Genomic DNA, 11,968 nt, shown 5'->3' with positions numbered 1-11,968 from the left:
AAGGGTGTCTCCTTCGACCATTACGTCGGTCAGATGCAGGGAGCGGTCCAGGCGCACACAATCGGCAAAGCTGCCGGGTTGCAGGCGACCGCGTTCTTCCAGGCCCAGGTAGTCCGCAGGAAATTGCGACAGGCGTTGTGAGGCTTCGCTGATGGGCAGGCCGATCTTCACCAGGTTGCGCAGTGCCTGGTCCATGGTCAGCGTGCTGCCGGCCAGGGTGCCGTCGGCCAGGCGCACGCCGCCCAGGCACTTGGTCACGGTGTGGCTGCCCAACTTGTACTCGCCGTCGGGCATACCGGCGGCAGCGGTGGAGTCGGTCACGCAGTACAGGCACGGGATCGCACGCAGGGCCACGCGCATGGCGCCGGGGTGGACGTGGAGCAAGTCCGGGATCAATTCGGCGTATTGGGCGTGAGCCAGCGCGGCGCCGACGATGCCCGGCTCGCGGTGATGCAGCGGGCTCATGGCGTTATACAAGTGAGTGAAACTGGTGGCGCCGGCGGCGAGGGCGGCGACGCCTTCTTCATAGCTACCCAGGGTATGGCCGATCTGCATGCGTACCCCGCGCTCGCTGAGGGTGCGGATCAGCAGGTCGTGGCCGGCGATTTCGGGGGCGATGGTGATCACGCGGATCGGCGCCAGGCGCAGGTAGGCTTCGACTTCTTCCATCAAGGCGGTGTGGGCGAAATTGGGCTGGGCGCCGAGTTTTCCCGGATTGATGTAGGGGCCTTCCAGATGCACGCCAAGTACTCGGGCGCTGCCCGTAGGGCGCTGCTCGCAGAAGGCGCCGAGCTGGCCGAGCACGCGCGAGATCTCTGCCACCGGCGCGGTCATGGTGGTGGCCAGCAGCGAGGTGGTGCCAAAGCGCACGTGGGTGCGGGTGATGGTCTCGAAGGCCTCGATGCCCTCCATGATGTCCTTACCGCCACCGCCGTGCACATGCAGGTCGATAAAGCCCGGCAGCAGGTAGGGCAAGTCGTTTTCAGCCGGGTCGCAAGGCGTGCCTTCAATGGCCACCACCTTGCCGTGTGCGTGTACCAGGCGGCCGCGAATCCAGCCGTGTGGCGTGAGGATATTGTCTTCGGACATGGCAGTTCTCTAAGGCCGCAACTCGGCGGCAAAGTCGTATCTGCGCAGCTCTGCCACGAAGTCGTAGTAGTCGTTGCGGCAGTAGGTGTCGGTGATTTCTATCGGCGTGTTGTCAGCGGTGTAGCCCACGCGGGTCATCAGCAACATGGCGGTGCCCGGGGCGATGCCTACCAGGGCGGCGAACTCGTCCGAGGCGTTGATCGCCTGGATGTGCTGCAGGGCACGCACGATGGGTTTGCCGATGCTTTCCAGGTACTCGTAGAGCGAGTTGCCGATGGCTTGCGGTTGCGGCAGCACGGTGGCGGGCAGGGTGGTCATTTCAATCGCCATGACCGTGTCATCGGCTTTGCGCAACCGCTTCAGGCGCGCCACTTTGTCGGTAGGCGACAAGGCCAGGCGGATCAGCTCTTCGTGGGTGGGCTGGGTGATATCGCGCTCCAGCCATTGGGAGGTAGGCACAAAACCCTTGAGGCGCAACATCTCGCTGAACCCCGAGAGGCGCGACAGCGGCTGTTCCAGGCGTGGTGTGATAAAGGTGCCGGAGCCCTGGCTGCGGCGGATCAGGCCTTGGTCAAACAGCACTTGCAGCGCCTTGCGAGCGGTGACTCGCGAGATGCTCAATTGCTCGCTGAGTACGCGCTCGGAGGGCAACGCCTGTTCAGTTTCCACTCGCCGGCGTGAATGGCGGCTTCGAGCTTGCGCGCCAATTGCAGGTACAGCGGCGTGGACTGTTTACCGTCGGGGCGCAGGGCCAGGATGGGATTCATCTGTCAGGTTTCCGATGCGTTATTGGAGTGTTGTCGCCCGGTATTGGCCGGAAATTAATACCACTTAAATACCATGTCAATGCCGCCAAAACGGTGCAAATCGCCATTCCAAGGCCCTGAAACGGGGCTTGGCGGCAAGTGGTATTACAGAGGTCTTTATCGCGCGCAGAACGACGCAGCCCGTGCCGTGCACTGGTATTCACCGGCGGGGGCTGTGGGGGAAGGGGATTTTTTTTGAATTATTTTACGAACGGTCGACGATTACGGGCGAATCTCGATCAGCGTGCCGTCTTTGACCAGGCTCCAGACTTCACGCATGTCGACGTTGCGCATGCCGATGCAGCCGTCGGTCCAGTCCAGGGTGTGGAACCACTGCTCGGGGTAGTCCTCGGTGTCGGGAGTGCCGTGGATCATGATCATGCTGCCGGGCTTCACCCCTTCGCGGCGCGCGCGGGCGGCGTCGCTGATGTTGGGGTAGGAAATATGCATGGCCAGGTTGAAGCGGTCGCTGGTCTTGCGCCAGTCGATCCAATAGAAACCCTCGGGGGTGCGGCGGTCGCCTTCGATCAGCTTGTGGCCCTTGGGGTTTTTGCCCAGGGAAATACGGTAGGTCTTGAACGGCTTGCCGTCGTTGATCAGTTGCAACTGATGGGCGGATTTAAGCACCAGGACTTTTTCGACAGGTTTGCCGCCCAGGGTTTGCAGGGTGGAGGCCGACGACAGCGTAGCGAACGACAGGCAGAGCAGAGCAAGCAACCAACGCATTGAAACGGTATCCCTTTGGCGACGATCGGCCGGCTTGTTATTGGGCGGGCTTGGCAAGTGGTGGCACGGACTCGCTGCGCACCGGGTACGCCTGTTGGCGACGGTCAGCGAAAAAGCATTCTAAGGTACGCCCTACCGTGCGGAAAGCCAGCTCGGACCAAGGGATATCGGCTTCATCGAACAGCTTCACTTCAAGGCTTTCCTGGCCTGCGGCAAAGTCCAGGTCGATCAGCTCGGCGCGGTAGAAGATGTGCACCTGGCTGATGTGCGGCACATTGATCAGGGTATAGATGTTCAGGTTGCGCACGCGGGCGCAGGCTTCTTCCAGGGTTTCACGCATGGCCGCCTGTTCGACGGTTTCGCCGTTTTCCATGAAGCCTGCGGGCAGGGTCCAGTAACCCAGGCGCGGCTCGATGGCGCGGCGGCACAGCAGCACTTTGTCGCCCCACACCGGCACGGTACCGGCAACGATATTGGGGTTCTGGTAATGGATGGTCGAGCAGTGATCGCACACAAAGCGCAGGCGCGCGTCGCCTTCGGGAATGCGTTGGGTCACCGGTTTGCCGCACTGGCTGCAGAAATTCATGCTGGGGTTCCTGGAAAGTGCGCCTATCTTGGCGTGGCGGGCAAGGCCCTGCAAGTTGTCGTTTAGCGACACCCACCGGGTTTTGGGGTTGGGCGCCCGCACGCTTTGGTGCATGATGCAAGGTAGCCAACAGACCGAGATGACTCATGCTGGACGAGCTACTTCGCCGGGTAAGCAATCACACCCCCCACACGCTGGAAACCGATGGGCGTTTCCCCGAGGCTGCGGTGCTGGTGCCGATTACCCGCAGTGACGAACCTGAGCTGATCCTGACCCTGCGCGCCAGTGGCCTGTCGACCCACGGTGGCGAAGTGGCCTTTCCCGGCGGGCGCCGCGACCCCGAAGACCCGGACCTGATCTTCACCGCCCTGCGTGAAGCCGAAGAAGAAATCGGCCTGCCACCTGGGCTGGTCGAGGTGATCGGCCCGTTGAGCCCGCTGATTTCCCTGCATGGCATCCGCGTAACGCCGTATGTGGGGGTGATACCCGACTACGTCGAATACTTGGCCAACGACGCCGAGATCGCCGCCGTTTTCAGCGTGCCCCTGGACTTTTTCCGACAGGACCCACGCGAACATACCCACCGCATCGATTACCAGGGCCGCAGTTGGTATGTGCCCAGCTATCGGTTCGGCGAATACAAAATCTGGGGGCTGACGGCGATCATGATCGTGGAGCTGATCAACCTGCTCTATGACGATGCCAAGATCAGCCTGCATCAGCCGCCCAAGAGTTTCATCAATATCTAAGCCATCGTGTGAATGGCGAGCCGTGAGGACACACCATGAAATACCGCTTGGGCGACGCCCGCGTCGAGACGCATCCGCAGAGTTGGGTGGCCCCCAATGCAACGCTGGTGGGCAAGGTCAAGCTGGAGGAGGGCGCTAACGTCTGGTTCAACGCGGTGTTGCGTGGCGATAACGAACTGATCCTGATCGGCAAGAACAGCAACGTGCAGGACGGCAGCGTGATGCACACCGACATGGGCTACCCGCTGACCCTCGGCACCGGCGTGACCATCGGCCACAACGCCATGCTGCACGGTTGCACGGTGGACGATTACAGCCTGATCGGTATCAATGCGGTGATCCTCAACGGCGCCAGGATCGGCAAGCATTGCATCATCGGCGCCAACTCGCTGATTGGCGAAGGCAAGGAAATCCCCGATGGTTCGCTGGTGATGGGCTCGCCGGGCAAGGTGGTGCGTGAGCTGACCGACGCGCAGAAACGGATGCTCGAAGCCAGCGCTGCGCACTATGTGCATAACGCTCAGCGTTACGCGCGGGACCTGATCGAGCAGCCGGAATGAACCCGGTTGAACGCCCCGTTGCCTCGCCGTGCGTAAGTATTTGCGCGCTGGATGATGACGATATGTGCACCGGCTGCCAGCGCACTGTGGATGAGATTACGCGCTGGAGCCGCATGGATAACGCCGAGCGCCGGGCGGTGCTGGTGTTGTGCCATGCGCGGGCGGTGGCGAGTGGGTTGGTATGGATGACGCCCAAGCGCTCGGATGCCTGATCGATTGCTATCGGGAGCAAGCCCCCGATGAGGCCCTCCCAGACGACGTGTATTTATTTGTGTACCCTGTGCGAGATTATCCACAGGTCCACTTCCAATGCTCTTCCTGATCGCCTACATCAGCAGCGTCGTGCTGATCAACTTCGCCTTTTCCACCGCTCCGCACCTGGACGTGATCTGGTCCGCCTGGGGCGGCCTGGTATTCGTCTTGCGCGACATGGTGCAAACCCGCTTCGGCCATGGTGCGATCATTGCCATGCTGGCGGCGCTGGTGCTCTCGTACATCACCTCCGACCCGGCCATTGCCCTGGCCAGTGCCACGGCATTTGCGGTGTCCGAGTGCATCGACTGGCTGGTGTTCAGCATCACCAAGCGCCCGTTGCACGACCGCCTGTGGATAAGTTCGGCGCTGAGCATTCCCCTCGACACCTTCATTTTCTTCGGCCTGATCGGCGCCCTGACGCCGGCGGTGGTGGGCACCGCACTGGCCTCGAAATTCGCCGGGGTTACGGTGGTGTGGCTGATCATGGCCTGGCGCTTGCGCAAGCGGGCTGTCGCCAACTGAGGCCAATTGTTGTAGTTCATGTAAAATGCCGGCCTTTCTCCCCATGATCCGCTCCCCTGAGGACCTGAGATGACCCGAATCGGAACTCCATTGTCGCCAACCGCGACCCGCGTTTTGCTGTGTGGCTGCGGTGAGCTGGGCAAGGAAGTGGTAATCGAACTGCAACGCCTGGGCGTTGAAGTGATTGCCGTGGATCGCTATGCCAACGCGCCGGCCATGCAAGTGGCGCATCGCAGCCACGTGATCAATATGCTCGATGGCGCCGCCCTGCGTGCGGTGATCGAAGCCGAAAAGCCGCACTTCATCGTGCCGGAAATCGAAGCCATCGCCACCGCCACCCTGGTGGAACTGGAAGCTGAAGGCTTCACGGTGATCCCGACCGCGCGCGCCGCGTCGCTGACCATGAACCGTGAAGGCATCCGCCGCCTGGCCGCCGAAGAGCTGGACCTGCCGACCTCGCCTTACCACTTCGCCGATACCTTCGAAGACTACAGCAAGGCCGTGCAAGACCTGGGCTTCCCCTGCGTGGTCAAGCCGGTGATGAGTTCGTCGGGCAAGGGCCAGAGCCTGCTGCGCAGCGCCGACGACGTGCAGAAGGCCTGGGACTACGCCCAAGAGGGTGGGCGTGCCGGTAAAGGCCGCGTGATCATCGAAGGCTTTATCGACTTCGACTACGAGATCACCCTGCTGACCGTACGCCACATCGGAGGCACCACGTTCTGTGCGCCAGTCGGCCACCGTCAGGAGAAAGGCGACTATCAGGAATCCTGGCAGCCACAGGCCATGAGCCCGGTAGCCCTGGCCGAATCCGAGCGCGTTGCCAAAGCCGTGACCGAAGCCTTGGGGGGCCGCGGCCTGTTTGGCGTGGAACTGTTCATCAAAGGCGACCAGGTGTGGTTCAGCGAAGTATCGCCGCGCCCGCATGACACCGGTTTGGTCACGTTGATTTCCCAGGACCTGTCGCAATTCGCCCTGCACGCGCGCGCGATTCTCGGCCTGCCGATTCGCTTTGATCCGTCAGTTCGGGCCTTCGGCTTCGGCGGTGATTCTGGTGGAAGGGCAGTCAACCCAGACCGCATTCGCCAACCTCGGCGCCGCCTTGAGCGAGCCGGATACGGCGTTGCGTTTGTTTGGTAAGCCAGAAGTCAATGGCCAGCGCCGCATGGGCGTGGCGTTGGCGCGGGATGAGTCGATCGAAGCGGCGCGGGCCAAGGCGACCCGGGCTTCCCAAGCTGTTGTCGTAGAGCTCTGACAGCATCGGGAGCAAGCCCCTCCCACATTTAACCGCGTATAGCCTTTGGAATGCGGTCGAGTGTGGGAAGGGGGCTTGCTCCCGATTGCGGTTTATCAGGCGACCTTGTTCAAGTCGTTATCCCGCGTCTCTTTCAGGCACAGCACGGCAATCAAGCTGAGCAACGCTGCCGCCGACACATACCCTCCGACATAACTCAGGCCACCCATCGCCACCAGCTTGGTTGCGAAGAACGGTGCGGCCGATGCACCGACGATTCCACCCAGGTTATACGCCGCCGAAGCACCGGTATAACGCACGCGGGTCGGGAACAGTTCGGGCAACAGCGCGCCCATCGGGGCGAAAGTCACGCCCATCAGGAACAGCTCCAAGGCCAGAAACAGTGCCACGGCCCAGGTTGAGCCGTGGGTCAGCAGGGGCTCCATGGTGAAGCCCGACAGGATGGCGAGGATCGCACCGACGATCAGCACCGGCTTGCGCCCATAGCGATCACTGGCCAGGGCGGCCAAGGGGTGGCCAGGCCCATGAACAACACGGCAAAGCACAGCAGGGCGAGGAAGGTTTCGCGGCTGTAGCCCAGGGTCGATACGCCGTAGCTCAGGGAAAACGCTGTGGTGATATAGAACAGCGCATAGCACACCACCATAGAGGCGGCGCCCAACACCACCGGCAGCCAATGCTGGCTGAACAATTCCACCAGCGGCACTTTTACTGGTTTTTCCCTGGCCACTGCGTTGGCGAATACCGGGGTTTCATGCAGCTTCAAGCGTGCGTATAAACCGACCATCACCAGCGCCGCGCTGAGGATGAACGGAATGCGCCAGCCCCAACTGCGGAACTGCTCGTCGTTCAGGCTCATGGCCAGGATCAGGAACAAGCCGTTTGCGGCAAGGAAGCCGATCGACGGGCCCAACTGCGGGAACATGCCGAACCAGGCGCGTTTGCCTTTGGGCGCGTTTTCGGTGGCCAGTAACGCCGCGCCGCCCCATTCGCCACCCAGGCCAAGGCCCTGGCCGAAACGCAGCACACACAACAGGATAGGCGCCCAAGCGCCGATACTGTCATAGCCGGGCAGCAAGCCGATCAACGTCGTGCATACGCCCATCAGCAACAGCGAGGCCACCAGTGTGGATTTGCGCCCGATACGGTCCCCGAAGTGGCCGAACAACGCCGAGCCCAGCGGCCGGGCGATAAAAGCGATACCGAAGGTCAGGAACGACGCCAGCATTTGCGCGGTGCCGGAGGTCTGCGGAAAAAACACCGGGCCGATCACCAGCGCCGCGGCGGTGGCGTAGATATAGAAGTCGTAGAACTCGATGGCGGTGCCGACGATGCTGGCGGTCGCGACCCGTGCGGTCGAGTTGGCCGGGGCGGCGGGCGCGGCTTCGTTATAGGTGGTACTCATGGCGGTATCCCTGACGGTCATTGCGCGTTTGGACGCGGATTATTATTGGTCGAACACCCATTGATCAGGGTTGCACGCGGTCGGGCGAAGCTTGGGTAAGCCGCAGGGATTATAAGAAGGGGTCTGGAATTACAACAAGAGCCCGCACGCCGCAAAACAAATGTGTGACGGCTATTTACGGTCAGGCAGTTAGGCGGCGACGGGTATCCGGCTGGTATGCCAGATCAGCACCTTGCTCACCCGGTTGTCCTCGGTCTCGAGGATTTCCAGGCGGTAGCGACCGATTTTCAGGCACACCGCGCAATCCGGAATCGTCTCCAGCGCCTCGGTCACCAGACCATTGAGGGTCTTGGGACCGTCGCTGGGCAGGTGCCAGCCCAGGCTTTTGTTCAGCTCACGGATCGATGCGGCGCCGTCGATGATATAGCGACCGTCGGGTTGGGGCTCGATATGCGGGTTGTCGGTGCTTTGCTCGTTTTCGAACTCGCCGACGATTTCTTCGAGGATATCTTCGAGGGTCACGATACCCAGCACTTCGCCATATTCATCCACCACCATGCCCAGGCGCCGCTGCTGTTTGTGGAAGTTCAGCAATTGCAGTTGCAGAGGCGTGCTTTCGGGAACGAAGTAGGGTTCATGGCAGGCGGCGAGGAGCGCCTCTTTGGTCAGGCTGGCGTCAGGCAGCAGGTGCTGGATTTGCCGCGTGTTGAGCACGGCCTGCACTTGGTTGATATCGCTGTGGAACACCGGCAGGCGCGTGCGCTGGGAGGTGCGCAGTTGCTCGATGATGTCTTCGATCGGGTCATCCAGGTTGATGCCATCCACTTCGCTGCGGGGCACCAGGATGTCATTGACCGTGATGTTGTCCAGGGCGTGGATGCCGGGCATGCCGGGTGTGCGGTTTTCGTCGGTGTCGGGCTCGGGCTCGTCATCGTGGTCGGGCAGCGGCTCGTCGCTCTTTTTCACCACGCCGGATTTGCGCGTGAACGGGCGCAACAACAGCAGGCTGATGCCATTGAGCAGCCAGGCTGCGGGGTAGAGGATTTTCAGCGGTACACCCAGCAGGCTGTTGCCAAAACCCAGCACCGCTTGCGGATGGCGGGTGGCCAAGGCGCGGGGCATGTAGTCGGCCAGTATCAGCAGCAGGGCGCAGGCGATCAGCCAACCCAGCCACGGGCCGTTCTCTGCCCAGGCATAGATCGCCAGCAATGTGCACAGAATGACCACGGCGGCGCGACACAGGCTGTTGCACAGGATCAGGCTGTTACGTGGAAAATTCAGGCGGGCCGCGGCCTTGTCACCCTGGCGCGTGCCGGGGCGCAGCGCCAGCAGGTGTTGCTGGGCGGCTTCAATGGCGGTAAACAGCCCGGCCCATAACACCAGCAAGGCGATTACCGCAAGCATCGGCCCAAGGGGCAAGTTGTCCATGATCGCTGCCCGTCAGATATGCAGGATGTATTCGCGAACCAGCTTGCTGCCGAAATAGGCCAGCATCAGCAGGCAGAAACCGGCCAGGGTCCAGCGGATTGCCTTATGCCCGCGCCAGCCGAGTCGGTTACGACCCCACAGCAGCACGCTGAACACGATCCAGGCCAGGCAGGCCAGCAGGGTCTTGTGTACCAGATGCTGGGCAAACAGGTTTTCGACGAACAGCCAGCCCGAGATCAACGACAGCGACAACAGCGTCCAGCCGGCCCACAGGAAACCGAACAGCAGGCTTTCCATGGTTTGCAACGGCGGGAAGTTCTTGATCAAACCCGACGGGTGCTTGTGCTTGAGTTGGTGGTCTTGCACCAGCAGCAGCAGGGCCTGGAACACAGCGATGGTGAACATGCCATAGGCCAGGATCGACAGCAGGATGTGGGCAAGGATGCCGGGTTCTTCGTCAATCACCTGCACCGTGCCGGTGGGGGCGAATTGCGCCAGCAACACCGTCAGCACGCCCAGCGGGAAGAGCAGGACGAGCAGGTTCTCGACGGGGATCCGGTAGCAGGCCAGCACGGTCAGTGCGATGACCGCCGCAGCGATCAGGCTGGCGGCGCTGAAAAAGTCCAGGCCCAGGCCAACGGGTGTCATCAGATGGGTGAACAGGCTCGCGGCGTGGGCCAGCAGGGCGAGGACGCCCAGCCCAACCAGCAGACGTTTGTCCGCCTTGGTGCCTTGGGCCAGACGAGTGCCCTGATAGAGAGTCGCAGCGGCATACAAGATGGCGGCGGCGAGGCTGGGTAGCAAACTGGGTGACAAGGGGACCATAAATCCTGATAGACGAGCCCGAAAGGCGCTGAGTTTGGCACACCCCAGCGTTGCACGAAAGACTCCCAGGCCAGACAGCGGGTGTGCATGCGCGCAGTCTTCGCTATAATCCGCGACCTGCCCACGCCGCAGGCTCGCCGAACGCTGTTTTTAATAGCGATTTACCGCAGCCTGGGCCGTCACTACCTCGGTCTACCAACGCACTTCGATGCATAGGGCCTGAAAGGATCGCGCATGTTTGAAAACTTGACTGACCGTCTCTCGCAGACGCTGCGCCACGTAACCGGCAAGGCCAAGCTGACCGAGGACAATATTAAAGACACCCTGCGCGAAGTGCGCATGGCATTGCTGGAAGCCGACGTGGCGTTGCCTGTGGTCAAGGACTTCGTCAACTCGGTCAAGGAACGCGCGGTCGGCACTGAAGTGTCGCGCAGCCTGACCCCGGGCCAGGCCTTTGTGAAGATCGTCCAGGCCGAACTCGAAAGCCTGATGGGCGCGGCCAACGAAGACCTGAACCTCAGCGCCGTGCCGCCCGCCGTGGTGCTGATGGCCGGTCTGCAAGGTGCGGGTAAAACCACCACCGCCGGCAAGCTGGCGCGCTTCCTTAAAGAACGCAAGAAAAAATCCGTGATGGTGGTATCGGCGGACGTCTACCGTCCGGCCGCCATCAAGCAGTTGGAAATGCTCGCCGGCGAAGTGGGCGTGACCTTCTTCCCGTCGGACCTGAGCCAGAAGCCGGTCGACATTGCCAACGCCGCTATTAAAGAAGCACGGCTGAAATTCATCGACGTGGTCATCGTCGATACCGCCGGTCGCCTGCACATCGACGAAGAGATGATGGGCGAGATCAAGGCATTGCACGCCGCGATCAACCCGGTCGAGACGCTGTTTGTGGTCGATGCCATGACCGGCCAGGATGCGGCCAACACCGCCAAGGCCTTCGGTGACGCGCTGCCGCTGACCGGCGTGATCCTGACCAAGGTCGACGGCGACGCCCGTGGCGGTGCCGCGCTGTCGGTGCGTGCCATTACCGGCAAACCGATCAAGTTCATCGGCATGGGCGAGAAGAGCGAAGCGCTCGAACCGTTCCACCCGGAGCGTATCGCCTCGCGCATCCTCGGCATGGGCGACGTGCTCAGCCTGATCGAGCAGGCCGAAGCGACGCTCGACAAGGACAAAGCCGACAAACTGGCTAAAAAGTTGAAGAAGGGCAAGGGCTTCGACCTCGAAGACTTCCGCGATCAACTGCAACAAATGAAGAACATGGGCGGCCTCGGCGGCCTTATGGACAAGCTGCCGAACATCGGCGGTGTGAACCTGGCGCAAATGGGCAATGCCCAGGGCGCGGCAGAGAAGCAGTTCAAGCAGATGGAAGCCATCATCAATTCCATGACCCCGGCCGAGCGCCGCGACCCTGAGCTGATCAGCGGTTCGCGCAAGCGTCGGATCGCCATGGGCTCCGGCACCCAGGTGCAGGACATCGGTCGCTTGATCAAGCAGCACAAGCAGATGCAGAAAATGATGAAGAAATTCTCCGCCAAGGGCGGGATGGCCAAGATGATGCGCGGCATGGGCGGCATGTTGCCCGGCGGCGGCATGCCGAAGATGTAAAGAATTCGAGCGTAAGCGTTGCTTGCGCTCCGACCCACAGGGATGTGGGATCTCCAGCAAACCCGCCGTTGGCGGGAGCTGACTCGCCGTTTTAATCGACGGCTCTTTAGCAGATCTGAATGGCACGTTGATAGGCGCCAGAAAAAGACATTTG

Annotated in this window: 9 protein-coding genes and 4 pseudogenes; 6 read left to right on the top strand and 7 right to left on the bottom strand. The window is 61.7% G+C overall.

Annotated elements, in window-relative coordinates; genetic code table 11:
* Window positions 1-6: 6 nt before the first annotated feature.
* The 4 genes and pseudogenes from nagA to AB4O25_RS13345 form a co-directional block, all read right to left on the bottom strand.
* Window positions 7-1,089: pseudogene (gene nagA / locus AB4O25_RS13360) on the bottom strand (N-acetylglucosamine-6-phosphate deacetylase); the annotation flags it as partial.
* 9 nt (window positions 1,090-1,098) lie between these two features.
* Window positions 1,099-1,856, bottom strand: a pseudogene (locus AB4O25_RS13355) (GntR family transcriptional regulator).
* Between the two features lie 261 nt (window positions 1,857-2,117).
* A complete protein-coding gene (locus tag AB4O25_RS13350) occupies window positions 2,118-2,621 on the bottom strand; it encodes a L,D-transpeptidase family protein (RefSeq protein ID WP_017529986.1) in 504 nt (167 codons plus the stop codon).
* Between the two features lie 37 nt (window positions 2,622-2,658).
* Window positions 2,659-3,207: an NUDIX hydrolase gene (locus tag AB4O25_RS13345; RefSeq protein ID WP_017529985.1), complete on the bottom strand. Its 549-nt coding sequence runs from the start codon at window positions 3,205-3,207 to the stop codon at window positions 2,659-2,661.
* 146 nt (window positions 3,208-3,353) lie between these two features.
* Between AB4O25_RS13345 and AB4O25_RS13340 the strand changes: the two genes are divergently transcribed.
* From AB4O25_RS13340 to purT, 5 genes and pseudogenes are all read left to right on the top strand, one after another.
* A complete protein-coding gene (locus AB4O25_RS13340) occupies window positions 3,354-3,956 on the top strand; it encodes a CoA pyrophosphatase (RefSeq protein ID WP_016971944.1) in 603 nt (200 codons plus the stop codon).
* Between the two features lie 35 nt (window positions 3,957-3,991).
* Window positions 3,992-4,516 carry a gamma carbonic anhydrase family protein gene (locus AB4O25_RS13335; RefSeq protein ID WP_116079258.1) on the top strand — a complete coding sequence of 175 codons (525 nt, stop codon included), beginning with the start codon at window positions 3,992-3,994 and terminating at the stop codon, window positions 4,514-4,516.
* Entirely contained in the window at window positions 4,513-4,728 is a 216-nt protein-coding gene (locus AB4O25_RS13330; protein WP_065876670.1) for a DUF1289 domain-containing protein, read from the top strand. Before AB4O25_RS13335 ends, AB4O25_RS13330 begins: the two co-directional genes overlap by 4 nt.
* 97 nt (window positions 4,729-4,825) lie before the next feature.
* Complete coding sequence (locus AB4O25_RS13325; RefSeq protein ID WP_017529982.1) at window positions 4,826-5,293, top strand: VUT family protein; 468 nt, start codon at window positions 4,826-4,828, stop codon at window positions 5,291-5,293.
* Between the two features lie 69 nt (window positions 5,294-5,362).
* A pseudogene (gene purT, locus AB4O25_RS13320) lies at window positions 5,363-6,545 on the top strand (formate-dependent phosphoribosylglycinamide formyltransferase).
* Window positions 6,546-6,640: 95 nt separating this feature from the next.
* Here purT and AB4O25_RS13315 read toward each other — a convergent pair.
* The 3 genes and pseudogenes from AB4O25_RS13315 to AB4O25_RS13305 all read right to left on the bottom strand — a co-directional run bounded on the left by AB4O25_RS13315 (window position 6,641) and on the right by AB4O25_RS13305 (window position 10,203).
* Window positions 6,641-7,950 (bottom strand): annotated as a pseudogene (locus tag AB4O25_RS13315) (MFS transporter).
* Window positions 7,951-8,139: 189 nt separating this feature from the next.
* Window positions 8,140-9,378, bottom strand: coding sequence for a transporter associated domain-containing protein (locus AB4O25_RS13310; protein WP_017529979.1), 1,239 nt, complete (start codon window positions 9,376-9,378; stop codon window positions 8,140-8,142).
* 12 nt (window positions 9,379-9,390) lie between these two features.
* Window positions 9,391-10,203: a cytochrome C assembly family protein gene (locus AB4O25_RS13305; RefSeq protein ID WP_017529978.1), complete on the bottom strand. Its 813-nt coding sequence runs from the start codon at window positions 10,201-10,203 to the stop codon at window positions 9,391-9,393.
* 234 nt (window positions 10,204-10,437) lie between these two features.
* Between AB4O25_RS13305 and ffh the strand changes: the two genes are divergently transcribed.
* Window positions 10,438-11,814: a signal recognition particle protein gene (gene ffh, locus AB4O25_RS13300; protein ID WP_003175900.1), complete on the top strand. Its 1,377-nt coding sequence runs from the start codon at window positions 10,438-10,440 to the stop codon at window positions 11,812-11,814.
* The last annotated feature ends 154 nt before the right edge of the window (window positions 11,815-11,968 follow it).

This window comes from Pseudomonas sp. S3_A03 (genome assembly GCF_054668275.1).
This window is presented reverse-complemented; position numbering and strand designations above follow the sequence as displayed.

Excerpts from the sequence above, each read along its gene's own strand:
- AB4O25_RS13350 (WP_017529986.1), bottom strand. The coding sequence starts at position 2,621 with ATGCGTTGGTTGCTTGCTCTGCTCTGCCTGTCGTTCGCTACGCTGTCG.
- AB4O25_RS13345 (WP_017529985.1), bottom strand. The coding sequence starts at position 3,207 with ATGAATTTCTGCAGCCAGTGCGGCAAACCGGTGACCCAACGCATTCCC.
- AB4O25_RS13340 (WP_016971944.1), top strand. The coding sequence starts at position 3,354 with ATGCTGGACGAGCTACTTCGCCGGGTAAGCAATCACACCCCCCACACG.
- AB4O25_RS13335 (WP_116079258.1), top strand. The coding sequence starts at position 3,992 with ATGAAATACCGCTTGGGCGACGCCCGCGTCGAGACGCATCCGCAGAGT.
- AB4O25_RS13330 (WP_065876670.1), top strand. The coding sequence starts at position 4,513 with ATGAACCCGGTTGAACGCCCCGTTGCCTCGCCGTGCGTAAGTATTTGC.
- AB4O25_RS13325 (WP_017529982.1), top strand. The coding sequence starts at position 4,826 with ATGCTCTTCCTGATCGCCTACATCAGCAGCGTCGTGCTGATCAACTTC.
- AB4O25_RS13310 (WP_017529979.1), bottom strand. The coding sequence starts at position 9,378 with ATGGACAACTTGCCCCTTGGGCCGATGCTTGCGGTAATCGCCTTGCTG.
- AB4O25_RS13305 (WP_017529978.1), bottom strand. The coding sequence starts at position 10,203 with ATGGTCCCCTTGTCACCCAGTTTGCTACCCAGCCTCGCCGCCGCCATC.
- ffh (WP_003175900.1), top strand. The coding sequence starts at position 10,438 with ATGTTTGAAAACTTGACTGACCGTCTCTCGCAGACGCTGCGCCACGTA.